General features: G+C 64.8%; 21 protein-coding genes. 6 read left to right on the top strand and 15 right to left on the bottom strand.

Features of this window, described 5'->3' with window-relative positions; translation table 11 throughout:
• Positions 1-89: 89 nt before the first annotated feature.
• The 5 genes from AKG07_RS09805 (at position 90) to AKG07_RS09825 (ending at position 3,563) form a co-directional block, all read left to right on the top strand.
• Positions 90-470, top strand: coding sequence for a hypothetical protein (locus tag AKG07_RS09805; RefSeq protein WP_053097699.1), 381 nt, complete (start codon positions 90-92; stop codon positions 468-470).
• Between the two features lie 118 nt (positions 471-588).
• Positions 589-984: a hypothetical protein gene (locus tag AKG07_RS09810; RefSeq protein WP_053099243.1), complete on the top strand. Its 396-nt coding sequence runs from the start codon at positions 589-591 to the stop codon at positions 982-984.
• A complete protein-coding gene (locus AKG07_RS09815; protein WP_150115112.1) occupies positions 965-1,774 on the top strand; it encodes a hypothetical protein in 810 nt (269 codons plus the stop codon). Before AKG07_RS09810 ends, AKG07_RS09815 begins: the two co-directional genes overlap by 20 nt.
• Positions 1,774-2,877, top strand: a complete 1,104-nt coding sequence (locus AKG07_RS09820) for a hypothetical protein (RefSeq protein WP_053097701.1) — start codon at positions 1,774-1,776, stop codon at positions 2,875-2,877. Before AKG07_RS09815 ends, AKG07_RS09820 begins: the two co-directional genes overlap by 1 nt.
• Positions 2,874-3,563, top strand: a complete 690-nt coding sequence (locus tag AKG07_RS09825; RefSeq protein WP_053097702.1) for an HNH endonuclease — start codon at positions 2,874-2,876, stop codon at positions 3,561-3,563. The genes AKG07_RS09820 and AKG07_RS09825 overlap by 4 nt, the downstream gene beginning before the upstream one ends.
• Before the next feature lie 14 nt (positions 3,564-3,577).
• On the opposite strand, the gene AKG07_RS09830 is transcribed toward AKG07_RS09825, so the two are convergent.
• From AKG07_RS09830 to AKG07_RS09870, 9 genes are all read right to left on the bottom strand, one after another.
• Positions 3,578-4,201, bottom strand: coding sequence for a uracil-DNA glycosylase (locus tag AKG07_RS09830; RefSeq protein WP_053097703.1), 624 nt, complete (start codon positions 4,199-4,201; stop codon positions 3,578-3,580).
• A 24-nt stretch (positions 4,202-4,225) separates the two neighbouring features.
• Entirely contained in the window at positions 4,226-5,350 is a 1,125-nt protein-coding gene (locus AKG07_RS09835) for a hypothetical protein (protein WP_150115114.1), read from the bottom strand.
• Between the two features lie 389 nt (positions 5,351-5,739).
• Positions 5,740-8,490, bottom strand: a complete 2,751-nt coding sequence (locus tag AKG07_RS09840; protein WP_053097705.1) for a CIA30 family protein — start codon at positions 8,488-8,490, stop codon at positions 5,740-5,742.
• A complete protein-coding gene (locus tag AKG07_RS09845) occupies positions 8,487-9,485 on the bottom strand; it encodes an ROK family protein (protein ID WP_053097706.1) in 999 nt (332 codons plus the stop codon). The genes AKG07_RS09840 and AKG07_RS09845 overlap by 4 nt, the downstream gene beginning before the upstream one ends.
• Positions 9,482-11,962 carry a glycoside hydrolase family 2 protein gene (locus tag AKG07_RS09850; protein WP_233277242.1) on the bottom strand — a complete coding sequence of 827 codons (2,481 nt, stop codon included), beginning with the start codon at positions 11,960-11,962 and terminating at the stop codon, positions 9,482-9,484. The genes AKG07_RS09845 and AKG07_RS09850 overlap by 4 nt, the downstream gene beginning before the upstream one ends.
• Positions 11,959-12,882 carry a carbohydrate ABC transporter permease gene (locus AKG07_RS09855; protein WP_082297886.1) on the bottom strand — a complete coding sequence of 308 codons (924 nt, stop codon included), beginning with the start codon at positions 12,880-12,882 and terminating at the stop codon, positions 11,959-11,961. Before AKG07_RS09855 ends, AKG07_RS09850 begins: the two co-directional genes overlap by 4 nt.
• The gene (locus AKG07_RS09860) at positions 12,879-13,706 is read right to left on the bottom strand and encodes a carbohydrate ABC transporter permease (RefSeq protein WP_308418027.1); all 828 of its coding nucleotides are present in this window, start codon (positions 13,704-13,706) and stop codon (positions 12,879-12,881) included. The genes AKG07_RS09855 and AKG07_RS09860 overlap by 4 nt, the downstream gene beginning before the upstream one ends.
• Before the next feature lie 200 nt (positions 13,707-13,906).
• Positions 13,907-15,205 carry an ABC transporter substrate-binding protein gene (locus AKG07_RS09865; protein WP_053097708.1) on the bottom strand — a complete coding sequence of 433 codons (1,299 nt, stop codon included), beginning with the start codon at positions 15,203-15,205 and terminating at the stop codon, positions 13,907-13,909.
• A 141-nt stretch (positions 15,206-15,346) separates the two neighbouring features.
• The gene (locus AKG07_RS09870) at positions 15,347-16,216 is read right to left on the bottom strand and encodes a LacI family DNA-binding transcriptional regulator (protein WP_053097709.1); all 870 of its coding nucleotides are present in this window, start codon (positions 16,214-16,216) and stop codon (positions 15,347-15,349) included.
• Between the two features lie 75 nt (positions 16,217-16,291).
• Here AKG07_RS09870 and AKG07_RS09875 point away from each other — a divergent pair, with 75 nt between their 5' ends.
• A complete protein-coding gene (locus AKG07_RS09875; protein WP_171821941.1) occupies positions 16,292-17,512 on the top strand; it encodes an ROK family transcriptional regulator in 1,221 nt (406 codons plus the stop codon).
• Between the two features lie 72 nt (positions 17,513-17,584).
• Here AKG07_RS09875 and manD read toward each other — a convergent pair whose 3' ends face one another.
• The 6 genes from manD to AKG07_RS09905 all read right to left on the bottom strand — a co-directional run bounded on the left by manD (position 17,585) and on the right by AKG07_RS09905 (position 25,009).
• A complete protein-coding gene (gene manD / locus AKG07_RS09880; RefSeq protein WP_053097710.1) occupies positions 17,585-18,823 on the bottom strand; it encodes a D-mannonate dehydratase ManD in 1,239 nt (412 codons plus the stop codon).
• Positions 18,820-20,823 (bottom strand): cellulase family glycosylhydrolase, encoded by a 2,004-nt coding sequence (locus AKG07_RS09885; RefSeq protein ID WP_082297887.1) that lies wholly within the window; start codon positions 20,821-20,823, stop codon positions 18,820-18,822. The genes manD and AKG07_RS09885 overlap by 4 nt, the downstream gene beginning before the upstream one ends.
• 73 nt (positions 20,824-20,896) lie before the next feature.
• On the bottom strand, positions 20,897-21,877 hold the full coding sequence (locus AKG07_RS09890) for an aldo/keto reductase (RefSeq protein WP_053097711.1): 981 nt from the start codon (positions 21,875-21,877) through the stop codon (positions 20,897-20,899).
• Positions 21,874-22,773, bottom strand: a complete 900-nt coding sequence (locus AKG07_RS09895; RefSeq protein ID WP_053097712.1) for a carbohydrate ABC transporter permease — start codon at positions 22,771-22,773, stop codon at positions 21,874-21,876. The genes AKG07_RS09890 and AKG07_RS09895 overlap by 4 nt, the downstream gene beginning before the upstream one ends.
• A complete protein-coding gene (locus AKG07_RS09900; RefSeq protein ID WP_053097713.1) occupies positions 22,770-23,723 on the bottom strand; it encodes a carbohydrate ABC transporter permease in 954 nt (317 codons plus the stop codon). Before AKG07_RS09900 ends, AKG07_RS09895 begins: the two co-directional genes overlap by 4 nt.
• Positions 23,720-25,009, bottom strand: a complete 1,290-nt coding sequence (locus AKG07_RS09905) for an ABC transporter substrate-binding protein (RefSeq protein WP_171821942.1) — start codon at positions 25,007-25,009, stop codon at positions 23,720-23,722. Before AKG07_RS09905 ends, AKG07_RS09900 begins: the two co-directional genes overlap by 4 nt.
• Positions 25,010-25,015 lie beyond the last annotated feature (6 nt).

The raw sequence follows: 25,015 nt of genomic DNA on the forward strand, positions 1-25,015 counted from the left end.
GCCGGTCGCATGAACGGCTCATCCGTCGACCCCACCATATGGGTGTAACTAGGGTGGCTTATAGGGTAGCACGGCGGTAAACTGGCGATATGGAAACCCTGACCCCGACGACAGCACACGGCCGCACCATGCGTATGGACATCCACGACATCGTGCGCGAGCTCAACGCAGCCCTCGGCCCGACGCTTGTGGCAAGCCTCGCTGGATCCAAGGACCGCAAGCTCCCGATCCGCTGGGCAAGGGCCGACGGCCCCCAGCCGCGCTCGGACGCCTCGAACCGCCTGACGTTCGCTCACCGTCAGTGGACTCTCCTGTCTGCATCAGACGGCGATCACGTTGCCCGGCAGTGGTTCATCGGCGGGAACCCGCACCTGCGCGAGGACACCCCGATCACGGCGATCCGCGAGGGCCGTCATGGTGAGGTCGCCGACGCCGTCGAGTCATTCATCGCCGGGACCGCTGACGCGTGACGTGTGCGCGCCGCGTAGCCTCGTGTCGACGTAGTGGTTTTCTAGTGGCACGATCGTATCTTTCTCAGTGTCGCCGGAGTAGAGTGTGACTACGAGTCACGGAGGAGGAGGTCGGATGATGAGCGGCAAGACGATCGCAACGGCCACGAAGCACGGCGCCCACAAGAGAGTGATCAAGCTCGACGTTCGCGAGGTCACCCGTCGCTTGAACGCAGCGCTCGGCGGCACGCTGGTGTCGACCCTCGCCGGATCCAAGGACACGAAGGCCTCCTACAAGTGGGCGAAGGAGACCGGTCCCCAGCCCGGAGCTGAGGTCGTCAAGCGCCTCATGTTCGCGTATGAGCAGTGGCAGAAGGTCGCCGAGGCTGAGGGCGAGCATGTCGCTCGCGTCTGGTTCATCGGCGCGAACCCCTGGCTTGAGTACGACACCCCGATCATGGCGATCCGCGAGGACCGCCTGAGGGACGTGGGGAACGCAGCCCAGGCCCTGATCGATGACAGCTTCAGTGGCTGAGCCGGGCACTCGGCGCATCTGCCAGGACACCGGACTCGCACTCGTTGCGGGTCCGGTGTCCTCGTTCCGTATCGCCCGTGAGTCGTACGGTGCCCTGGCCCCGAAGCCGCGCGAATCGACCGACGACCCGGGCAGCTGGAGCCGCTACGACACCATCGGACGGACCATCTACAGCAGCGCCGACCGCGTCACCGCGTTCATGGAGCTGCTGGCGACCTATCGCACCGACATCAACGCCGAACGCCGCGCGCTGCAGCCGGCCGCAGATGCGATGGGGAAGAGCCTCGACGACTACTGGAACGAGATCGTCACCGAGTGGGACGAGTCTGATCACATGAAGGCCTCATGGCTCCCCCGCGCCTTCCGCGACGGACGTGCGCTGTACACGATCGAGTATCCGGATGGCTGGTGGATCGACGCCTCGGCAACAGAGACCATCGCCGCCATCCATGACCTCGTCACCGGTCCCTGGCCCACGAAGGACGGCGACTCGGACAAGCCGCTCACCCTCGCCGACCTCACTGGCGATGACCGCGTGCTCACCACGGCGATCGCCGCCGCGATTCGAGAGCACGTCCAGCTCGACGATGGCACGCTGCCGCTCGGTATCCAGTTCCTCTCCAAGCACGGCCGCCCGGCCGACGGTTCTGGTCTGTGCTGGGCGTACTGGATGCGTCAGGTCGACAGCGGACTGGACGAGCCGGCGAAGGTGATCCGCACCGAGCCGATCCTCGAGGACGACGCGGCTTTCGGGGCCGCTCAGGTGCTCTGCAAGATCAAATCGCGGTGATGGTGATGGAACTCGAGGTCACCGTCACCCCGCGAGAGACCCACGTGTGGGCGCCGCGGCCCCAAGCGGCTCAAGAGCTGCGCCGGGAACTCACCGAGGCCGGCTACCTCGTCCGCGACGCTGACCCGTGGGGTCTGGACACCGCAGGTCTCATCCCTGACGGCGAGCACCTAGAGTTCGACCCCGCGCGCATCTTCGACGTCGGCATCGGCGCTGACGCGAACGCGACCCTGCATGCGCTGGTCGACTCCGGGCACACGCTGATATGGCATCGCTGGCAGACGCGGCTCTCTCGGAAGGTCTGGGGCGTCCCGGTGGCGATCCCCCGCCGAGGCCGACCGCGCGCCGGCGGCACCGAGACCGCGACGCACTTCGGCACCACGGTGCGCAGCACCCGCGGCCTCGGTCTGCGCATCTCCCGCGATGTCTATGCGACGATCAACAAGCGCTCGTCGTCACCTCGCTGGCACCGCGACGACAACCCGGAACTCTGGGACGCCCTCGACAGCGTCTACGAAGACGCCGAGCACCGCATCCTCACTGACGAGTGGTGCGAGGAGCACCGAGAGCGCGCCCTTCAGAACTTCGACCTGAACATGGCCCACTTCGCATCCCTCGACCGCGACGAGTTCGAGCGAGCTCTGCGATCGGCCGTCGCCAGCCAGCGCGGCATGGTCGAGGTGAAGGACTTGACGAACTGGGACGGCGTCGCCGGGCTCTACGTGATGGTGCTCGACGAGTACGCACAGGTCTATGTCGGTGCAACGAACGGCTGGACCGGCATCGCCAAGCGCGTCCGTCAGCACTGGACCACCCAGAAGCAGTTCGATCGCCTCATCTTCGGCGACGTCGACAAGTCGATCATCTCGATCGACAGCTACCGCGCGCTCGACACCACCCGCATCTTCGCCCTCAAAACCGAGAGCTCGTTCGCTGACGAGAACGATCTGCTCGAGCAGTTCCCCGCGAAGTTCACGCTGAACAGGCTCCGAGGCGGCAACGACGCCGTCCGCCTTGCGGGCTTCCTCGGAGTCGGTGCCGTCATGCGATCTCGGGAGTTCGCGACGGATGCCCCCTCGACGACAGAGCTGGATCCCGCGTGACGGTCGCGGTTGATGCTCTGCCTGACGACGCCGTCGCCCTGTACAGCGAGACTCTCGCCGGCGTCGCCGAGGCTCTGCCGTCGCTCGAATTGGCTGAGCAGCGCCTTGCCCCCATCGCCGGCGAAGTGTGGACGGGTACGCTGACCCTCCACGGCACGGCCGCCGCCGGAATCACCGATCGCTCGTCGCGCCGCGTCTCCGACCGCACAAGAGCGCGGGTGTTCCTCCGAGACGGATTCCTCTGCACCTACTGCGGCGGCCGGACGATCCCCCGCTGCGTCCTCGTCGCGATCAGCGACGTCTTCCCCGAAGCGCTCCCCTACTACGCCCACTACCGCCGAGGAACTGTGCACCCGGCATACTGGGCCCTCGCCCCCGAAGCCGACCACAAGCTCGCCCACGCCAGCGGCGGCTCAAGCGACGTCGACAACCTCACCACCCTGCACGCGATGTGCAACACCCGGAAATCCAGCCTCGCTGCAGAGTCACTCCCCCAGGTGCAGCTCGTCCCGCCGGCCACCGAGACCTCTTGGGACGGGCTCCTCTCGCGATACGCCGACCTCGTCATCGCGGGCAACCACCGCGGTCGCCGTCACTCAGCCTCCGGCTACCACCTCCAGTGGCTGCAGCGCTTCGACCGCCAGGCGGACGCCGCGAGAGTGCTTGAAGCACCGATCTCGCGCTGACGCCCTCGCGATGATCAGGCGAGCAGCGCCGCCACCTCGTGGAATGCCTCGCGTCGCCGCGCCACGCGGGCTGCCCGCTCCTCGAGATCGCGCACGAACAACGCCTGCGGCGACGGATGGAACGTGCGCACGACCGTGAGCCCACGATCCCGCTCGACAGTCGGGGCGATGCGCAAGAGTCGCCGCCAGGCGTGGTCTGCGTCACCGCCCTGAAGCAGGACGATCTTCACCTTCGGCGCGAGCTCCAGCAGATGCAGGATCGTCTCGACTCCGGCATCCAGCTCTGACGCCTTCGGAGCGCGGTTGATGTACCAGGGGTAGGCGTTCCACGGGAGCAACTCGAAGGGCGAGACCCCGGCCTCCTCGAGCAAGACCGCCTGCAGCTCGGCGCTGCCGTCGTTGTTCTCGACGCAGATGAACCCACTGCCGACCTCGTCCTGCGTCGCCGGGCCTGGGTCGCGCAGGATGCTCAGCACCCGGGACTCGACTCCGCCATGGAGGGGAGCGACGTACGGCGCCCAGCCTCGACCCACCTCGCGTAGTTCGTCGACGTACTCGTTCACAGGCGCGACGTGAGCCGCGTAGCGATCAGCCCACTGCTGCTCACGGAACGCCTCGATGGCCATCTGCTTCGGCATGGCTTGACGGTAGCAGTGCGCTGCTTACCGGGCGGAGTCAGCGTCAATCGCGACGCCAGCTCGCTCACGCCAGAGCTGCAGGTGATGCTCGATGGTTGCATGATCTCCCCGAAGCGCGGCTTCGCCGACGGGTGCGAAAAGAGCCAGCACCTCCGATTCGTCGAGAGTGCTGAGCCAGCCCGCGAAGGCGGTTCGCTTGTCATCGCCGTAGGATTCGGCGAGCATTTCGAGGAGATCGCGTCTAACGCCTTCACCAGCCATACGTCGGGTGAGGCGCGTGTGGGCTACGTCCCGGCTGGCGGCGTTCCACGCGTCGGAGAACGACGCGTACCCGCGTGAAAGGTCGAGGTTCGGCGGGATCTTCGGCAGGTCTGTGCTTCCTCTCACCAGGATTGGAACGGCCTGCTCTCGGACCCATTCTTCCAACTGACCCACCTCGTGCATGAGGGTGTACACCGTACCGGTGTGAGGTCTCCGGACAACCACCTCCGGCCAGATGGAGACGCCCATCTTCGTACCTCGAGGAACGGAAGCAAGAACGCTGCCAACCTCAGCGACCTGTTGCTCGCCGGCGCGCAAGGCCATGTGTGAGCCATCCTCGAGGTCGACCCGACCGACTCGGGTCAGCGTGACGCTCGGCTCTCGGTGCTTCGCGAAGTTTGTGTGCTCTGCGAGACGTCTCAGGGGGTGCATGTCCACGTCTCGGCGGTGAAAAGGCTGGAGCCGGTGAAGGCGTTCGTACAGCTCGCTCCCGCGGACGAAGACGCCTAACGGTCTGCGTCGCTTATCGGAGGCCCAGGCATCGAACTCTTCCGCTGAGAGCTTCGCCGGTACCTCGATCAGGGCAGCCTCTTTGCGATCCAGATCGCGCCCCAGTTGCGACTCGACCTCCGCGAACAGGCAGTGTTCCATGAGGTTGCGGGTCTGATTGAGAGCGTCCGCGAACAGCCGGGGCACTGCTTGCGGCAGCGGTGCGATCGAAGCGAGCACGACCTCCTCGGTGGTCGGCGTCAGCCTCTGAGCCAGTTTGAGGGGGTCGGCAGCCAAGTATGGATGCAGGATCTGCCCGAGCCGCAGAATCTGCGCATCTATGTGCGCAGCGGTGTACAGCGCATGCTCTTGATGCTCCGGCAGCCAGCTGTCACTCATTCGCGTCAACCGGTCGCGGGCCACCTGAGTGCTGAGCCTGTCCCATGTCGTGAGCCTAATCGCGGCGTCAGGACCTCTGATCCTCTTTGCAGACGCTCGCACCCCCGCGATCCCGCTCGAGCACTGCTCAGACGCCAGATACCTACTCAGCCCCATCTCACTTCAACGTCTGGCCCATTGGCCACGATAAGACCAGTTATCCCGACTGTCCGGCAACGCGCAGCGCCGCGACTCGTCGCTGATCCGAAACGTGTGGTCGCCGGCATCGATCCACGCTTCACACTCCGGAGTCGTATCGCCTTCGCCCGAAACAAGGGAGAGAAGTAGCGAGCGTTGACGGCCACCCCCACTGCATCGGGGGCGGCCGTTAACGTCGGCGTGCGTTTCCGTCAGCTCCTGCGCAGACGTCCCCATACGAGCAGTGCTCCTCCGAGGGCAAGGATGATCACCCCTACGAACATCCACGGCCCGACAGCCCCTCCTGTGCTTGCCAAGTCTTCTCCGCCGTTCCCAGCCCCGGATCCATCAGCGCCTCCCCCGCCGCTCGAGGGGTCGCCGGTGCCAGGATTCTCAGCCCCAGGCTCCTCACCCGGATCCGGGTCCACTGCCTGGACGACGGTGACCACATCGTCCACCCGAAGTTCGCCGGCGCCCTCACCTCCGAGGTAGAACCCCAGCTGCGTCACAGCAGTCGGATCGAAGGCGGCGTCCGGCGCCCATGCCGGAGGTGCGAAGTCGGAGAAGGGGATCTCCACGCGCTGCCATCCGTCGCCCTCGATGGGCGCGAGCGTCTCCCAGTAAGAGCCCTGCGCGACGAACTGCACGGTCACGGCGTCACCGGGAGTGCCCTGCACCCAGAACTCGAGGCCGGCATACCCCCACCAGTCCTGAGGCTCCGCGAACGTTCGCACGACGCCCGCATAGCCGGGGCCACCGAGGTCATAGGCGGCGAGCATCGCCTGGGAACCCGTCTCGGGGTTCGGCGCGAGGGCGGGAGCGATCGCGCCGCCGCCGGTGTTACGCACATAAGTCGCGGCGAGAGCCGCATCATCGGCGTAGGACTCGAAGTCCTCCACGACCAGCACATCGCTCGGCAGAGACTTCATCATGAAGTCGGCGGGTCCCGCAGACGATGCGGTGGTTCCGATGCCGTTGACGGCCGTCACCGACCACCAGTACCGCTCCCCCGGCTCCAGTTCGACATCCGGTTTCACCGTCGTCGCTTGGATACCCTCGGTGACGACCAGGGGGCTCGCGAGATCGGCCGACTTCGCGAGGGTGAAGCGGTAGTAGGCTGCGCCCGCTGCCGCCTCCCACTCGAACGTGGGGGTGGCCGTCACATCAATGCTGCCCGCGGCGGGGGCGATCAATCCGAATGCAGCAGGCGGACCGCTCGGCGCATCGACCGCCGACCAGATCGTGGCGCGCGAGATGCTCGCGTCACCCGCCAGGCTGACTCGCAGGTAGGGGCCGACGAGGTCACTTGCCGTCAGCACTCCATCGCTCGCCTGCGTCGACGCCGTCGTCCAGCTCACGGCATCCGCACTCGACTCCACGACGACCGACCCAGAGATGATGAAACTCGCGGCAGTCAGGCGATCCTGCTTCCAGGTGATGGTCGCGACGTCGCCGGTCGCGACGACGCTGGTGCCGTCCGCACGGGGAACGATGCTCACGTTCTCGTGCGCCTCCGTGAGGAACCAGGACTCCAGCGGATCGACGAGCACTCGCGTGTCGGCCTCTGTCGCCACCGGCTCCGACACCGTGGCGTCCACGCCGGATGCATCCACGGCGACGACGCGGTAGATCGCGCCGGCTGGCGACACGAAGTCCGTTGCCGACTCGGCATCCGCACCCAGTACGGAGGTGTCGACCTGCGCCCACGCGACTCCGTCGGTGGATCGCTCCAGACGGTAGGCCGAGGCGCCACCCGCACCGCGCCACGACACCGTGTTGATTCCGTCGACTCGGTCGATCGCGATGATGAGGGGAGAACCGATGGCGGGTTGCGCGGATGAGCCACCGACGGCGGCCGCGTATGCCGAAATCGCCGACACGCGACCCCGCTCTGCGTCGGTTACTCCCGGCGCGTGAATGGTGAATCCGTCGTCGTGGGGCACGAGGCCGCCCCGGTCATTATTGCCGAACAGCGACCAGAACAGCATGCCCGTCACGTTCGGATCCTCGACCAACGGCTCGAGCAGCTCGGTGCTGGCAGCGGTCGAGGCATACTCCCCGCCGACGTATACCTTCCCAGCGGCCGCCACAGCAGCGGCATCCGCAGACACGCGCGAGGCCGTCGGCGGGTAGTAGTGCACATCGACGATGTCGAGCCCAGGGGCGGCGAGTGTGTCCGGATCGATGTCGAACCGACGGCCGGCGGCGACGAGCTGCTGCGGGGCGCGCTCCTTGATGAAGGCAACCTGCTGGTCGATCCAAGGCGCCGTCATCCCCTCCAACTCGTTTCCGAGTTCCCACGCCATGATGGTCGGATCGTTCACATACCGGATGCCGGTGAGCGCATTGGTGCGCTGGAGAATGGTGTCGACGTAGTCCTGATAGGCGCCGATCGCTCGATCGTCGGTGTAGAAGTCGGCTGATGCCAGCCCGAAGGGTGCCGTGAAGTCACGGTGTCCTCCGTGGTAGTACTCCCACTCGTCGGTGAGCGGCAAAATCAAGCGGATGCCGAGCGTGCCGGCGTACGCGATCGCGAAGTCGATCGTCGCGAATGCCTCCTCGTTGATCTCCCCGATGGTCGGCATGATCGCCAGCGGGCTCGCGCCGTCCTGGCCGGTCGAGGTCATCATGTGCGTGCGGACGACCGTCGACCCCATCCGTGCGGCGGCATCGAGAGTGTCGGCGATACGGAACGCGGTCGGGTAGTCCACACCGCCCACGTTCTCGTCCAGCCCCAGCCAGTAGATGTTCGGCCCACTGAAGCGGAATGTGTCACCATCGAGCACGAGCCGACTGCCGTCGCGCTGCACGAAGGTGCTGTTGAGCGAGGTCCAGTCTTCAGGCGCTGCCGAGGCCGGGGCGGCAGCCGCCGGCAGCAGCGCTGCGGCCACCGTGACGGCGAGAATACCCGCCGAGAGTCGGCGGCCACCGGTGCTTCGGGGGCGGGGGGTGCGTCGGTTCATCGAGCCAGGCTCCTTCGTCTGGGGTCGTGCAGAGGTTCGGGAATGGTGCTGCCGAGCGCATCCGCCCGGTGGATCAGTGCGGCGGCGCCGAGTATCGGGCCGGCTCCGTCGAGTGCCGAGCCGGTGACGATCACGTCGGCGGCGTAGTCGAAGACGATCGCGTCCTGCACCGCGCGACGGACGAGCTCGAGGTAATCGGTGCTGACCGCGGTAAATCCCCCGCCGACGGCGACAATCTCGAGGTCGAGCAGCGTCGCCGCACTGGCGATCGCCTGGCCGACGGCCGTCGCTGAGCGGATGATCGCGGCGCGCGCGACCGGTTCTCCGCGGGCTGCGTCTGCGGCCAGTTCCTCCCCCGTGCCGCCGAACCACCCGTTCGCCTGCGCCCAGGCAACGCTGCGGGGGCCGGACGCGATCCGTTCGAGCGTGACGTCGTCGGCGGAGTCCGACTCGGTACGCGTGGCGATCTGCACCTGTCCGATATGCCCTGCGTTGCCGCTGCGCCCGGAGATGAGCCGATCGTGGAGGATGATTCCGCCGCCGATTCCGGTGGAGACGATCATCGCCATCGAGTGCGCTGCGCCACGGGTGGCCCCCAGCCAGTGCTCGGCGAGGGCGATGCAGGTGCCGTCCAGACGCATGACGACGGGCAGACCGGGGACCAGCCGATCCAAGTGAGCTGCGAAGTCGAAACCGTGCAGCTCCGGTAGGTTCTTCGGACTCACCGTCCCGCGGCCCAGGTCGACGGGGCCGGCCGACCCGACCCCGACTCCGATCAGTGCTGCCGTCTCCGGCATTCGCTCGATCGATGCGCGCACGGCGCGGTCGATCGACTCTTCGAGCTCGCGCCGGCCAGCTCCCGACCCCGTCGGTTCGCGGTGGAGACTGCCAGGCAGGATCGCGCCCTCCGAGTCGACGAGCGCCGCCTCGACTTTGGTGCCCCCGAGGTCGATCGCCAGCGCGATCGACCTCGGGGAATCTGAGACGATGCTCATCGCGCCCAGTCTGCGACCAACTGGTTCGCCGTGCGCAGCACGCGGGTCGACACCAGAGCGGCGGGATCAAGCGTCGCGCTGGTGCGCACCTGGAACGTGACAGTCTCGCCAGGCAGCATCGTCACGAGCTGGTCGTCGACAACGGCTGCAGGGTCGACCTTGTCGACGAGCAGAGCCAGATCTCGTAGGAACACCTCGGCCGTGACAGTGACCGTGTACCCGTCTTCGCAGGGCTGTGCATCGGTGGTGAACGCCGGCGCCGGAAGGCTGGAGTCACGCGCTTCCGCGTAGTACCAGAACCCCCGCTCGGTGCCGACCGTGGCCACGATCACCTCATCCTCGCGGGACGACACGGTCGCCACCCCCGGAGGGATGTCGACGGTGACGGAGGAACGACGATCGAGGTCGAGCGGGATCGTCGCCGATGCCAGCTCCGTCCCGTCGAACCGCAGTCGCCGGACGATCAGATCCTCCGTCAGGGCGTCGGGGCTGTCGTTGAGCACCGCCACAACGAGTCCTTCGCCACGCGGCTGCACGGTGACCAGGCGATCCGCATAGACGTGTCGAAGCGCGTACAGCAGGGGCTTCGCGTGCTCATCCCCGTCGACAGCCGCCCACGATGTCACCGGCCAGCAGTCGTTGAGCTGCCAGACGACGGATCCCATGCACCGCGGGCTCAGCGAGCGGAAGTGCTCGATGGCGACGGTCACGGCGTTGGCCTGATTGAGCGACATGGCCCAGTGCCAGTCTTCGGTGTCATCCGGAAGCGGCAGGTGCGCGACGAGCCCATCGGTGAGCTTGTCATTGCCATCTGTCGCCTTCTGGTGATGGATCATCCCCGGCGATTCGGGCGTCAAAGGCGAGTCTGAGATCGCCCGTTCGATTGTCGACCAGGTGGCAGGGCCCTGCCATCCGAACTCGGCGACGAATCGGGGCGAGACGTCACGATAGGCGGGATAGCCGACGCGGTTCCACAGCTCCCACAGGTGCACCGAGCCGTGATCAGGATCGTTTGCGGGAATCTCCGGCGTTCCCGACCACGGGCTACCCGCGGTGTAGTTCCCGGCCGGGTCGAGTTCGGCGACGAGACGAGGCAGGAGGTCGAGGTAGTACCCCATTCCCCATGTGCGGCCCTGCACGCGCTTCTCCCAGCCCCACTCCTCGAAGCCCCAGATGTTCTCGTTGTTGCCGTTCCACAGCACCATGCTCGGATGCGGCATGATCCGGGTGATGTTGTCGCGGGCCTCGGCCTCGACCTCACTCCACATCGGCTCCTCTTCGGCATACGCTGCACAGGCGAAGAGGAAGTCCTGCCAGACCATGATGCCGCGCTCATCGCACAGCTCGTAGAAGTCATCCGACTCGTAGTAGCCGCCGCCCCAGATCCGGAGCAGATTCATGTTGGCGAACTCCGCCTGGTCGAGGCGGCGCGACAGACGAGCACGATCGACTCGGGTCACGAAGGCGTCGTCGGGAATCCAGTTCGCCCCTCGCACCCACACGGCCTCACCGTTTACGACGAAGCGGAAGGACGTGCCTTCGACGTCCGGTTCCAACTCGACCTCGACGGTGCGGAACCCGATGCGACGCGTCCAGTCCGCGATGTGTTCGCCGCCCTGCTCGAGCATCACAGCGAGGTCGTAAAGGGGTTGCTCACCGAAACCACGCGGCCACCAGAGCTCAGCGTCGGGGACAGCGAGGTCCACGACGGCGATGGTCTCGTCGGCACTGAGTTCGACGCGGCCGGTCACCCCGGCGACCACGGCAGCCAGGGTCACGTCGGCATCGCTTGCGCGCTCCACCTCGACGTGCACCGCCACGCGACGGTCGTCACCGTCCACCGTGACGACCGGACGCACGGACGCGAGTCGTGCACCCGACCATGCGTGCAGGCTGACCGGCTTCCAGAGCCCTGCCGATGCGGCGTCGAGACCCCAGTCCCACCCGAAGTTGCAGGCGGCCTTGCGGATGGCATTGAAGGGGTGGAAGTAGGTATGCGGCCGATACCCGATCTCGAGGCTCGCACGATCGGCGGCTGCGACGGGCGAGCCGAAGTGCACGACGAGCTCATTCTCTCCCTCCCGCAGGAGCGCATCGACATCGAGGCGGTAGGTGCGGTGCTGGTTGCGCGTCTCAGCCACGACGCTGCCGTTCAGTGAGATGGTCGCGACGGTGTCGAGTCCTTCGAAGACGAGGTCGTGGCGATCGTGCCCGTCAGGCGTCCAATCGAACGCGGTGCGATACTCCCAGTCAGTGGAGCCGATCCAGGTCACCAGGTGCTCGTTGCGGTCGAGGAAAGGATCCGGGATCAGCCCGGCGTCGAGAAGATCTGTGTGGACCAGGCCCGGGACGGTCGCCGGGACGCTCAGACCAGAGAAGGACGCAGGAACCGCACCTCCCGTGGCGCGCAGACTCCATCCCTCATGCAGCGCACGGCTGGTCGATGGACGGGCGGTGGTGATGTCGGTGATGCTCACTTGGTTGCTCCAGATGTCAGGCCGTTGTAGATGTATCGCTGCAGGAAGAGGAAGGCGACGAGCGTCGGAATGATGACGAGCACGGTGCCGGCCGCGATGATCTGCCACTGCGCTCCGAACGGACCCATGAAACGGAACAGCGACGTGGAGATCACCCCCAGATCCTGCGAGGGCATATAGAGGAAGGGAATGTAGAACTCGTTGTAGATGGCGATGCCCTTGATGATCACCACGGTGGCGACGGCGGGCTTCAACAACGGGAGGATGATGCGCCAGTACACCGTGAAGCGGTTCGCGCCATCGAGCATCGCCGCCTCATCTAGCGAGATCGGGATCGACTGCATGAACTGCAGGAAGATGTAGATCGCGACGATGTCGGTGCCCATGAACAGCAGGATCGCCGCGCCGCGTGTGTTGAAGAGATCGAGCGCGGAGACGACCTGGAAAGTGGCCACCTGCGTCGTCACGGACGGCACGAGGGTCGCGAGCAGGAACAGCGCCATCACGAGCTTGCGACCCCGGAAGCGAAAGCGGTCCAGGGCGTAGGCCGCCATCGTGCCGATCAGAATCGTACCCGTCACTGAGACCAGCAGGATGATCGCGGTGTTCAGGAATCCGGTGACCATACCGCCCTGGTCGAAGGCGACGACGAAGTTGTCGAGGTTGAACCAGTTCGACGGCGGGGTCAGTGGTCCGGTCGTTCGCTGTTCCCGGTCGGTCTTGAAGGCGAGCATGAAGATGGTCGCCAGCGGCACGAGGGCGAAGAGACTCGCGATGATGAGCGATGCGTACTTCAGGGTCGTCGCCGTCAGCGCTGCGGCTCCGCGTCGGTGGGTGCTCGCGCGTCGGCGCGCTCGAGATTCGCGCGAGGACGAGGGCTCGGGCGGCGCACCCTGCGTGCGGACTGCGGTCACGGTCATGACTCGCCTCCCTTCTCATCGGGGAAGACCCGGCGTTGGACGAACGTGATGACAAGGACGATCACCAGGAGCACGACCGCCATCGCCGACGCGAGGCCCACCTTCGAGAATTTGAATGCCGTGTTCACCGTCTGGATCACGAAGGTCTCAGACCCGTTCGCACCGCCGGTCATGATGTACGGCATCTCGAACGCCGACAGCGCGCCGGCGATCGCGAGGATGAAGGACAGCCCGAGGATGCGACGGATGCTGGGGAGGATGATGAAGCGGAACTTGTGCCACGAGTTCGCCCCGTCGATGTCGGCGGCTTCGTACTGTTCTGCCGGCACGGACTGGATCGCACCGAGGAAGAGTACGAAGTTGAGCCCCATGTAGCGCCAGACCGACGTGGCCGCGAGGGAAGCGTTGACGAACGAGGGGTCTCCTAGCCACTGAGGCGGGTCTTGGATTCCGACGGCTACGAGAAGAGCGTCGAGGGTGCCGCCGGGGCGGAGGAAGTAGAGGAACACCAGCCCGATCGCGACCCCGTTGATCAGATAGGGGAAGAAGATGACGCCCTTGAAGAAGTTTTTGAAGCGTGTGCGGAAGCTCAGGAGAGTGGCGAGGTAGAGCGCGAGCACGAGTTGGGCGGCGGCGCCGACCAGGTAATAGAGGCTGACGAAGAACACCTGGAAGATCTCGGGCTTCGTGAAGATCTGCACGAAGTTGTCGATCCCGACGAAGTCCTTCTGCGGCTCTAGGCCATCCCACGACGTGAGGCTGTACCAGAGCATGTTCGCCACCGGCACGTAGGTGAGCACGACCAGAAAGGCGAGTGGCACCACCAGAAAGAGCCATGGCGTGAACCCTGCGCTCTGTCTCCCCGATCGAAGGGGTCGTTGTTCGCGGCCCCTGCGAGGTCGGGTCGTCACCAGCGCCCTCGTGGCGGGCGACGTTCCCTGTCCGATTGCCATTGTGTCTGCTCTCTTCAGTGAGGATGGTCGTCCGGCTCCGGGGGAAATCGGAGCCGGACGACCTGTGAGGATTACTCGGCGACGGCAGCCCGCGCCGCGGCCCAGCGCTCGTTAAGATCAGCGAATGCGCTCTCCTTGTCTCCGTCCGCGGCTCCGCGCGCGACATCGATGAGCTTCTGCCGGTAGGTGTTGCCGAAGAGGTCGATCTCGGCCTCGTTGGCGATGTCGTTGATCACGGCCTCCTTGCCGACGGGATCGGGCGCGAGCTCCAGGTAGGTGACTCCAAGGTCGGCGAAGTCCGCGAGAGTGTCCGGCGCGGGATCGCTGATGACCGGACTGATCGCTCCCTGACTTGCGGCGAATCCGGACTCGTTCGTGAACCAGTCGATCCACGCTTTGGCCGTCGCCTTGTTGTCCGAGTGCTTGCTGATCGCCAGGAACTTGTCGGACGCGGTCACCGAGGTGAAGCCGTCATCGGTCTTCCAGGGCATCGGCCAGAAGCCGATGACATCTCGCGACTCGCCTGCTTTCTCGGCAGCATCCTGCATCTGCGACACCGCCCAGGAGCCGAGGACCATTGAGCTGATCTCGCCGGATGCGAGGAGGTTCTTCGACTCCTCCCAGTTGGTGGTCGTCGGGTCGGGTTCGCTGAGCCCTGCTGCCACAGTGTCGAAGAGCAGCCCGTCGATGTTGTACTGGTCATTGCCTTCCGACCATGGGTCGTCCGTCTCGATCATTTCGGAGCGGACCTCGGGCCCCTGGGTCGCGCCCAGGTTGCCTTCCAGAGTCGCGAGCGGCCAGCCGTCCTTGTAGTTCGTGTAGTACGGGATCGATCCCGTCGCCTTGATCTTCTCGAGGGCGTCGAGGTATTCCTCTTCGGTCGCCGGCGGCTCGGTGATGCCCGCCTCCGTCCAGACATCCCGGTTGAACACGTACCCCATCGCCGAACCGAACGTGGACACGCCGTACACCGTGCCATCGAACGATGCCTCATTCGCGAAGCGGTAGGTCTCGGACTGCTCCTCGACCGTGCCCAGCGGCTCGAAGAAGTTCGCGTACTGGTCTTTGGTCACGTTCGAGCTCGGGATCAGAAGCACGTCGCCGTAGTCCTGCGAGTTGAGGCGGATCTTCGTGTCACCCTCATAGTCGGTGAGCGCTTCGAACTTCACCGTCGTACCCGGATACTCCTCCTCGAATGTCTCCGCGTACTCCTTGAAGGTGGTGTCGACGAGGTCGGTGCGGTTGGTCAGGACCGTGATCTCGCCCGACGGCTCACCGTCGTCGTTGCTCGCTCCGCCCGAGCATCCAGCGAGGACGATCGCGCCGACCGCCGTCATCGCGGCGAGACCGAGGATCGGTTTCCGGTTCATGAGAACTCCTTCGTTCGCGGACGAAGGGCCGGGTTGCCTCGTCGCTCGGCATCCAGCATCGCTGGCGGAGACATCAGAGTCAAGACTTAAGATTATTAATTTATGTAACGGATTGGTGTCGGCGGAGTGGGCCCCAATCGGTCACTCGACCGGGGCGGGTCCCGATGTCGCGCGCTCGATGAACACAGCGTGGGGAGCTTCGCGAGTCTGCGCCGGCCGGCCGGCGAGCAGTTCCAGCAGCTCCTCCCCGGCGATCTCGCCGATGCGCTGCACATCGTGGCTCAGGGCGGAGAGGGGTGGCTCCGAGAGCTGACATTGCGCCGAGTCATCCCATGCCACGACGGAGATGTCCTCGGGTATGCGAAGCCCGGCCTGCTGAGCTGCGTCGAGTCCGCCCAGAGCCATGAGGTCGCTGTCGAAGATCACGGCGGTGGGCCGACGCTCGCTCGCCAACAGGATGTTCATGGCCTCGAAACCAGAGGTTCGCGAGTAGTCGCCGGTGAGGCTGACGGCGTCGAGGTCGAGCGCATCCACGAGAGCCGCGAAAGCCTCGACGCGGGATTCGGTATGCGTCAGTTCAATGGGGCCGGTGACATGTGCAAGGTGACGATGCCCACTCGCGACGAGGCGGTCGACGGCCTCGCGCATCGTGAGCGCATCGTTCGTCCACACGGCCGGGAGAGCCTTGGCCGAGGCAGGTGCCCCGATCACGATCGCGGGAATGCTGCTGCGCTCAGCGAAAGACACGCGTTCGTCATGGTCGACGACGTCGACCAGGATGAACGCGCTGACGACATGCTCTCGCTGCCATCGCTCCAGCTGCAGTATCTCCTCCTCGCGTGTGGCGAGCACGCGCAGCAGCACTGAGAGACCTGCGGGCCGGACCACACGATCGATTCCGGCGATCAGCTCGTGATAGAACGGCTCGGCGCCGTAGATCTCGGAGGCGCGGAACAGTGTGAGGCCGATAGGCCGCACCTGCGCGATAGTCTGTTCGAAATCGGGACCCATCGGGTGGGCGACCTTTCGTGATCGGATCGTCGTGTGCGCCCCTCACAGTACGCGCTCGATGATCAGGAGACACAGATGGCCCGGCGCGAGTCGATACAGTCCGGCCCCGGCAGCCAGGCGCTCATCGTCGACCTGATCAGATCAGCAGGGCCTATCAGCAGAACCGAACTGACTCAGGCGACCGGGCTCACGCAACCGTCCGTATCGAACATCGTGCGCCGCCTCATCGAGGCCGGTCTGGTCAGAGAGTCGGGGCGCGCGGCGTCGCAGGGCGGCAAGCCACGCACTCTGCTCGAGATCAACGCGAGCGCCAAGTACGGGATCGGGATCCAACTCGGCTTCGAATCGATCACCCTTGTCGCCACCGATGTACGTGGCGGAGTGGTGGGACGTCAGCTCGTCAATGGAGCCGGATCAGCACCGCCCGACGAGGTCACCGCCAGGATCGCCGCGCTCTATCGCGATTTCGTAGACGCAGTCGACCTTCTCCCCGCCTCGATCGCTGGTGTCGCCGTCGTCGCACCCGGCCCTATCGCGCAGGTTGGCGGAGTGCTCCTCGGACCGCCGACGCTCTCGCGATGGGACGAGTTCCCGCTCAAGCAAGCGCTCCAGTCAGCCATCGACGCCCCCGTCATAGTCGACAACGACGCTGCCGCCGCCGCGGTCGGAGAGTTCTGGAGTCGACAGGTGTCGCGGACGGAGTCGTTCGCCTGCATCTACATGGGCACGGGAATCGGCGCAGGCATGGTGCTCGACAGCGCCCTCTACCGCGGCTCCAGCTCGAACGCCGGCGAGCTGGGCCACATAAGCATCGATGCCGATGGAGTCCCGTGCCACTGCGGCAACCGCGGATGCCTCGAGCGCTACGCCGCGCCGGAGGCCGTCATGCTGGCCGCGCACGAAGTGCGCGGAGCTCTCAGCGATCTCCGCCTCGGATTCGACCCGGAGACGCTCAGCAGGGACTTCGATCAACTCGCCCGCGCGGCGATAAGCGGACACGCCACGGCCCTCGGCCTGTTGCAGCGATCCGCAGATCACATCGCCTCCGCAACGGTGACCCTGTCCAACCTTCTCGATCTCGACCGCCTCGTGCTTGCCGGGCCGGGGATGGCGGTGGCGGGCTCCCTCTACACACGGACGATCCGCTCACGACTCGAGCAGAGCTTCTTCGCGCGACGTGCTCATCCGATCCTGGTGGAGCTGTCGGCGAATCCTCGAGACACAGCGGCGATCGGCGCGGCCTCGCTTGTACTGCAGGGCACAATCGCCCCCGGACACGGACCTTCACTCGGCTGATGCGGGGCTGTAATGTGACCGCCGCCAGGGAACTCTGGCGACGTAGCTCACCATCTCTGCTGGTGGCTTAGCTCACCAGTCATGGACGGTGCCGTCAGCCAAACGGTTGAACGGCAAGTAGGCGCGCTGGTACGGATACCTGCCTGCCTCGTCAAGATCGAGGTCGACTCCAAGACCGGCCTGATCACCGGGATGGAGCATGCCATCGCTCCAACGGAACGACTGCTGAAAGACGGAGTCAGTGCGTGCGCCGTGTTTCATGTACTCCTGGATACCGAAGTTGTGGACGGAAAGGCCGAGATGCATCGCCGCGGCCATGCCGACCGGGGAGATATCGGTAGGCCCGTGCATGCCCGATTTGATCTGGTACATCGCCGCGTAGTCGAGCACTTTTCTCAGGTGAGTGATTCCACCCGTGTGCGTTACTGCGCTGCGCACATAGTCGATCAGTTGCTCGCGGATGATCTGCTGATAGTCCCAGACCGTGTTGAAGATCTCACCGATAGCGAGCGGCGTGGTGGTGTGCTGGCGGACGAGTCGCAGGGCCTCCGTGTTCTCCGCGGGGGTGCAGTCTTCGAGCCAGAACAGGTCGAAGGGCTCGAGACTCTTGCCCAGGGATGCCGCCTGAATGGGCGTCAAACGATGATGACCGTCGTGCAGCAATGGCAGCTCTGCACCGAATTCGTTCCGCACCGCCTCGAAGACGGTCGGCACGTGCCTGAGGTAGGAGCGCGTATCCCAATCCTCTTCGTTGGGCATCGCACCTCGCTGGGCGGGCTCATGGTCATATCGGATGCCGCTGTTGGCCTCGAAGGTCGCGTTGGAGGCGATGCCGTAAATTGACTTCAGGCCAGGAACTCCGGTCTGCACGCGGATCGCGCGGTAGCCCTGTTCTTGATGATCGCGGATCGAATCGAACAATTCCTCCACGGTCTTGCCCGAGGCGTGGCCGTATGCGAGCAGACCGGTGCGAGACGCTCCTCCCAGGAGTTGATAGAGCGGCATACCCGCAGCTTTGGCTTTGATGTCCCACAGCGCCACGTCGACCGCCGCTATCGCCGCCATGGTGACAGGTCCACGACGCCAGTAGGCCGAGCGGTAGAGGAACTGCCAAGTGTCCTCGATGCTGGACGCATCCCGTCCGATGAGCAGCGGGACTACGTGTTCGGAGAGATACGCCACGACTGCCAGTTCGCGACCGTTCAACGTAGCGTCGCCGAGACCACTCAAGCCGTCGTCCGTGGTGAGTTTGAGCGTGACGAAATTGCGATCAGGACTGGTGACGATCACCTCGGCACGGTCGATCTTCACCGGGTCACCCCCCGGGATTCGCTGGAGGATCCCCGTTCGCCATTCGATCCGATCTCCTCTGGGGTCACCGCGAGTATCTCGACGCCGAACGGGGGAAGGCTGAGGTGGGTCGTTGCCGCACCATTGTCGATGCGTGACAGCCGGGCATTCGTCACTGGCGTGAAAGTCACCGGCTGCTCACTCTGACTGATGAACCACACGAACCGTCGCCCATCCCGGTGTTCCATCACTCCAGTCATCACGCGCGGATCGTCGACTCGAATGCCCGGCGCTGCTTTCGCCTCGAGAGCGAGGGCCTGATAGAGCAGCCAGGTCGGCTCCGGATTGACGCGCGGGACCGCGGACGCGAAATACTCGAGCGGGTAGGTCGAGAGGATCATGCTCCCAGAACCAATCCGGCGCCTCAGGAGCGCAGGCTGGCCGTAACCGTCGACGGCGATCACCTCAGCTTCCGTCGCGTCGACCGGGAGATGCGAGCGCCCCTCGACGGTCCCTCCCACCGCGAAAGTCAGACGCTCCCCGGCCTTGATCCTGCCGAAATCGGATCGGAATTCGAGCGTCACGGTGTCGGTCAGAACAGGTTCGATCAACCCGTACTTCAGACTTTTACGGACCCCGAAGAGTTCGTCGAGCTTGGGCCACCATGATCCCCGCTGGTTTGCGTGCACTCCGTTGAAGTACGACGCATACACGACCGCACCGGCCTCCGCGCGTCGAACGAGATCGGTCCATGTCGGAGCCAGGAGCGCCTTCGTGGACGGCACGATGATCAGGTCCAGGTTGTCCGGCAGCCCATCACGTTCGCGAATGACTCCAATGGGAAGGTCGGCTTCTCTTGCCGCGACATACGACTGACGTGCGACTTGGAAGACTGTGGGGCCGTCCTCTCGCGCCGTGAATGCGTAGGGCGACTCAAGGAAAGAGGACACAAGCAATCCCACCCTCGTGTCCGGCCGCTCGAGTCCGCCGAAATCGAGCTCGGCGAGGCGCGATGCGAACTCCTTCACTTCGAGGAGTTGCGCCTTGGGCTCGCCCTCGGAGGTAACGAGGCCGAAGTGCATCTCGAAAGGGTGGTGGGAGTACGGCTCTCGGTCGGCGAAAGCGTCGTAGTCCACGTTGTTCCAGGGGATCCATGCGGTGGCGCCCGCGAGCAAGGTGTGATGCAGCACCTGACGGTAGTAGTGCGCCGCGTTGGCGTCGTCGACGTAGTCGGACGTCACACCGAACTCCTCCATGACTACGGGCTTGTCGCCGATGTCGAGGAGCTCGCAGATGAACGCAGCCCCCAGATGCTGTCTGACAAGGTCGTCCTCCATGCGGTAGACATGTGGACCGAAGAAGTCGATGAGAGGTTCGAGTTCCCGCACCCTGAACCCGTTGTCGTTGCCGGTGATCTCAACGCCCCACGCGCCTTCGCCGATGGACACCGCCTGCTTCCCGCCTCCCGCGCGCACCGCGTCGATGAGGATCTGTGCCCAGGCGGTGACGGCCTCAGCATCAATCGTGTCGATTCCGCGCGACCGCCAGTCGGCGTAGATCGGCACCTCGTTCGTGAGAAGCCAGCCGTCGATGGCAGCGTTGTCGGCGAACCGGGATACGACTTCGCGGATGTACCACGCCTGGCGCCCCACGAACCAGACATCCGTGAAGATGTCGCGGCCGTTGCGCCATGCCGGATCCCAGTTCTGCGCCGACATGTGGCCGACGATGAACGTCGGGATCGTCCACATCCCCGCATCGATGTGTCGCTGAAGGAAGTCGGCAAAGTGCCCGAGCATCTCCTCGGAGAGCTGGTCAGGCTGCGGATGGAAGTCGGGCCAGTACAGGAAGCTGCGCGTGTGAGTGATTCCATGTGCCCGCAGCTGCTCGAGCTCTTCCGCGACGACATCTCCGTCATAGTCCCGCCACATCAGGGGCCCGCCAGTCCGCGACCAGTAGTTCACACCAATCAGGGCATCCACGCCATCCGGGGTGGGGAGCTTTGCCGCATTACGTCTCATGGATCATCCTTGTCGTTCATCAGCCGAGGCACGCGTCTGGGGCTCGGTAGGCGTGTTTTGCAAAGGGATCGCGTCAGTTCTCGTGCGCGTCCTGCCAGGTTCGCGGGTCCAGCTCCACTGCTTCGATCTCGCCCCACAGGCCGTCGTCGATGTGCATAGCGGCCAGGTCGAGTGTTCGCGCGTAGTCATCGACGCGTTCCATCCCGACGACGGTCCCGGTGATCCGCGGATCACGCAGCGACCACTGCAGCGCTGCGGCGGCGATTGGCACGCCGGCCTCCGCACAGATATGGCCGATCTCGTCGATAGACCGGAGCATTGCGAGGGGAGCCTCTCCGTAGGCGTAGCGCGTGGACTGCCGCGGCCAGCGGGTCAGAACTCCGCCGCCATAGGGGGCCGCGTTCAGAACGCCGAGCCCCGCATCCGCGGCCACTGTCAAGAGCGCATCCGCCGAGCGGTCGACGAGGGTGAACCGATTGTGAGTGATGACTGCTTGGAAGTGACCGGTGTCGATGAACTGGCGAAGCAGAGTGGCGGGGCCGCCGGAGATGCCGAGCCCGCCAATGAGACCTTCCTGCTGCGCCGCGACGAGCGCGGCGACAGGGCCGTCATCATCCATGGCGAGTTCCCACGTCGTGTTCTCGGGGTCATGCAAATAGACCATAGGTAGACGGTCGACGCCGAGCCGCTCCATACTCTCCTCAAGAGACCGGCGCATCTGCCGGGCGGAGAAATCATCGGTGCCGGGAGCGCGATCTGCCTTCGTTTGTACGAGTAGCCGGTCAGCGGCCCCTTCGACCTGATTGAGGGCCCACGATACGCGGCGCTCGCTCGCGCCGAATCCGTAGTTGTTCGCGGTGTCGATCACCGTCACGAGGCCGTCCTTGGTCATCGCTTGAACGAGGGCCGCAGTCTCTTCAGGGTCGGAGCCCGAGCCGTCGTCGCGACGACGCCAACCAGCAGCACCCGCGATGATCGGGCTGACGGTAAGACCGGTATCTCCAAGAAGCCGCTCTCCGCCGAGGTGGGGAGTTGGAACATCCAACTTCGTCATCCTTTCAAACCTCCACTGATGAGATCGAGTTTCCAGAACCGCTGCAGGAAGAGCATCAACGCGACGAGCGGGATGAGCGACACGAAGGCGCCCACGATCGCAGTTGTGTAGAGCAGTTCCTTACCGTCTCCTGTGCTGAGCAGCGTGAAGAGTCCCAGCGTGAGCGGGTAGAGGCGTTCGTTCGACAGCATGAGATACGGCAGGAGGAAGTTGTTCCATGTGCCGATGAAATGCAACAGGAAGACTGTGACCAGCCCGGGAACCATGATGGGCAGTGCGATCCGCCCGAAGATGGAGTACTCTGTCGCTCCGTCGATACGTGCGGCTTCCAACAGGTCGGATGAGACCGACGAGTTCGCGTACACGCGACAAAGGAAGATGCTGAACGGGCTGATCACCATCGGGAGCAGGACTGCCCAGTACGTGTTCGTAAGACCAAGACCTGCCATAACGAAGTACTGCGGGATCGCCAGCGCGATTCCCGGAATGAGGACGCCGCCAAGCAGGATCCGGAACATGGTGTCACGGCCGGGGAACTCGAACTTCGCCAGCGCGTATCCCGCTAGGGCAGAAACCAGAACGCAGAGCACTGAGCCACCGAGCGAGTAGATCAGCGTGTTACCTATCCATGACAGGAATACGCCGTTCTGCATGGTGAAGAGCTTCTCTAGATTGCTGAAGAAGCCGGTGCCCGGGGCAAGGGTGAACGTGGAGAACAGTTCCTGGGGGGACTTAGTAGACGCCATCACTACCCACACCAGGGGTGCGAGACAGTAGAGGGAGCCGATAACAAGGATGACTGTCGGGAGGATCCCAGGTCTACGGGATCGACGCACGTCCGTTCTGCTGTTCGTCGATGGCTGAAGTGCTTCCGGTCGGTCGAGGGTCGTGGTCATGATTCAGTGCTCTTTTCCCTCGTCGCTCGTAGGAGGATCGCGGAGGCCGCCAACGTAAAGACCGCAATCACGACTGCCGTCGCCGCTGCGCCATTGATGTTGTCGTTCGTAAAAGCGTCGGTGTTGACCTTCATCAACGGGAAGAACGTGGAACTGATGGTGTCAGTGAGCGGCCGCAATGCTGTTGGCTCGGCGTAGGCCTGCAGAGTGCCGATCAGCGCGAACAACGCTGTCAGCACAAGCGAGGGAGCGATCAGTGGAATCTTGATACGCACCGCGATATCAAGTTCGGAGCAACCGTCGATCCGCGCGGCCTCATACACTTCGGCGGGTACGGCCCGGAGTGCCGTGAACATGATGACCATATTGAATCCGAGCGAGCCCCAGATGCTGATGTTCGCAAGAGCACCGATGACTGAACCAGAAGCGAGCGGATCGAGAGCCGGAAGTCCCACCCCAGTCAAGACGGCGTTGAGGGGACTCGTCGAGGGCAGGTACAGGAACCCCCACATCATGGCGGCGATAACCCCCGGCACGGCATACGGAAGCAATATGCTGGTGCGCCAGATTCGCGCACCGCGGACCGCGGGCAAGTCGAGCAACAGCGCGAACGTCAGCGCGACTGCAAGGGTGACCGGGATGACGATCACCGCGTACACGCCGAGACGCCCGATGCTGGCGACGAACTCCGGATCCGTGAGTGACGAGACGTAGTTCTCGAGTCCAACGAATGTCTGCTCTCGAGCGCCATACCCGCCCGAGCCGGCGGGCACACGCTGCCCGAAGAGACTCAGGACGATTGCGTAGCCAATGGGCGCGACGAGGAACAAAACGAACAGAACAATCGCTGGCAGCAGGAAGACGTACGGCGCAAGCGGCGTTCGCCGGCGGTGCCGCGGATACTCCGCAGCAGTCTTCGGGGGTTTTGTGGGGAGCGGGATAGTAGTCATTCGACGTCGAAGCCCGACTTCTTGAGATCGTCACGGACAACCGACTGAACCTTGGTCAGCGCTGCAGCGAACGGAGTGTCCGACTCCAGGGCCTTCCCGATCTGGTCTGAGTACGCGCTGAACGCGACAGTGGTGTTCGGCCCCCACGTCACGTCCGTGGTGTTGTCGGCAACGGCGAGCAGAACATCATGGAAGTCGTCCTGGCCATACGTCGCCTTGTCCGCAGGCTGCGGCACGCCCGCATACACCTCGAGTCCTTCCAGAGAAGCGGGGAAGTTCCCGCCCTGCTCGATCATCACGCCCTGGCCGTCTGCGGTGGATCCGAGCCATGTGAGGAACTCCGCGGCCTGCGCTGGGTGCTTGGAGGTCGTCGTCACGAGAGTCGAAGAGCCACCCTGGAAACCGACGCCGGGATCATCGTCGCTCCACTGAGGAAGGGGAGCGATGCGCCATTTCCCGATTGTGTCCGGAGCGCCGGTCTTGATCGACGATCCGGTTGCACCCCAGGATCCGATGACCTGCGTGAGTATCTTGCCGTTGTTGAGCTGAGAGTTGAACTCGGGTGTGCCGCTTGCGCCCGCCGAGACCGCACCGTCGTCGACCAGCGACTGCCAGTACTCAGCAACGGAAGTGGGCCCATCAGAGTCGATTCCCACCGACCATGCTCCGTCGTCGAGTGACCACCAGTCGCCGCCTGCTTGGGCCGACAGACCAGCGAGCCAACCGGCGTCGTTCGTGGGGAAATTCGCGAGCACGCTGTCAGGCGCGGCCGCCTTTGCCTGGCGCGCCGTCTCAGCAAACTCGTCCCAATCAGCCGGAACCGAGAGGCCGTACTGCTCAAAGAGGTCTGCGCGATACATGAGAAGCATTGGTGCCTGATCGAGAGGAACCCCGTATACGCCGCCATCGCCCAGTTCGACAAGGTTCCATACCGCGGGGTTATACGAGTCCTCGAGTCCGTCGGTGTAGTCACTGATGTCGGCAGCGACGCCGCTGGAAATATAGGACGGCAACCACTGGTATTCGGCGAGGGCCATGTCGGGACCCTCGCCTGCACGGACAGCCGCGTTGAGCTTCGTGAACTGGTCAGTGCCTCCCCCGACGTTAGTCACCTTTACCTGGATATCAGGATGATCTGCGTTCCACTCGTCGGCGATGCCCGGCGCACCCGCCCACCACGTCCACCACGTGAGCGTGACAGGTCCCTCCCCCTTCGATTCCTCGTCCTCACTGGCCGCCGAGCATCCCCCGAGCATCAGTGCGCCCACGGCGACCGCCGCGGTCATCGACAT

It is taken from the genome of Microbacterium sp. CGR1 (assembly GCF_001266755.1).
GTDB lineage: Bacteria > Actinomycetota > Actinomycetes > Actinomycetales > Microbacteriaceae > Microbacterium.

Coding starts and splice junctions, on each gene's coding strand:
- AKG07_RS09805 (WP_053097699.1), top strand. CDS start 90: ATGGAAACCCTGACCCCGACGACAGCACACGGCCGCACCATGCGTATG.
- AKG07_RS09810 (WP_053099243.1), top strand. CDS start 589: ATGAGCGGCAAGACGATCGCAACGGCCACGAAGCACGGCGCCCACAAG.
- AKG07_RS09815 (WP_150115112.1), top strand. CDS start 965: ATGACAGCTTCAGTGGCTGAGCCGGGCACTCGGCGCATCTGCCAGGAC.
- AKG07_RS09820 (WP_053097701.1), top strand. CDS start 1,774: ATGGTGATGGAACTCGAGGTCACCGTCACCCCGCGAGAGACCCACGTG.
- AKG07_RS09830 (WP_053097703.1), bottom strand. CDS start 4,201: ATGCCGAAGCAGATGGCCATCGAGGCGTTCCGTGAGCAGCAGTGGGCT.
- AKG07_RS09835 (WP_150115114.1), bottom strand. CDS start 5,350: ATGAGTGACAGCTGGCTGCCGGAGCATCAAGAGCATGCGCTGTACACC.
- AKG07_RS09840 (WP_053097705.1), bottom strand. CDS start 8,490: ATGAACCGACGCACCCCCCGCCCCCGAAGCACCGGTGGCCGCCGACTC.
- AKG07_RS09845 (WP_053097706.1), bottom strand. CDS start 9,485: ATGAGCATCGTCTCAGATTCCCCGAGGTCGATCGCGCTGGCGATCGAC.
- AKG07_RS09855 (WP_082297886.1), bottom strand. CDS start 12,882: ATGACCGTGACCGCAGTCCGCACGCAGGGTGCGCCGCCCGAGCCCTCG.
- AKG07_RS09865 (WP_053097708.1), bottom strand. CDS start 15,205: ATGAACCGGAAACCGATCCTCGGTCTCGCCGCGATGACGGCGGTCGGC.
- AKG07_RS09870 (WP_053097709.1), bottom strand. CDS start 16,216: ATGGGTCCCGATTTCGAACAGACTATCGCGCAGGTGCGGCCTATCGGC.
- AKG07_RS09875 (WP_171821941.1), top strand. CDS start 16,292: ATGGCCCGGCGCGAGTCGATACAGTCCGGCCCCGGCAGCCAGGCGCTC.
- AKG07_RS09885 (WP_082297887.1), bottom strand. CDS start 20,823: ATGAGACGTAATGCGGCAAAGCTCCCCACCCCGGATGGCGTGGATGCC.
- AKG07_RS09890 (WP_053097711.1), bottom strand. CDS start 21,877: ATGACGAAGTTGGATGTTCCAACTCCCCACCTCGGCGGAGAGCGGCTT.
- AKG07_RS09895 (WP_053097712.1), bottom strand. CDS start 22,773: ATGACCACGACCCTCGACCGACCGGAAGCACTTCAGCCATCGACGAAC.
- AKG07_RS09900 (WP_053097713.1), bottom strand. CDS start 23,723: ATGACTACTATCCCGCTCCCCACAAAACCCCCGAAGACTGCTGCGGAG.
- AKG07_RS09905 (WP_171821942.1), bottom strand. CDS start 25,009: ATGACCGCGGCGGTCGCCGTGGGCGCACTGATGCTCGGGGGATGCTCG.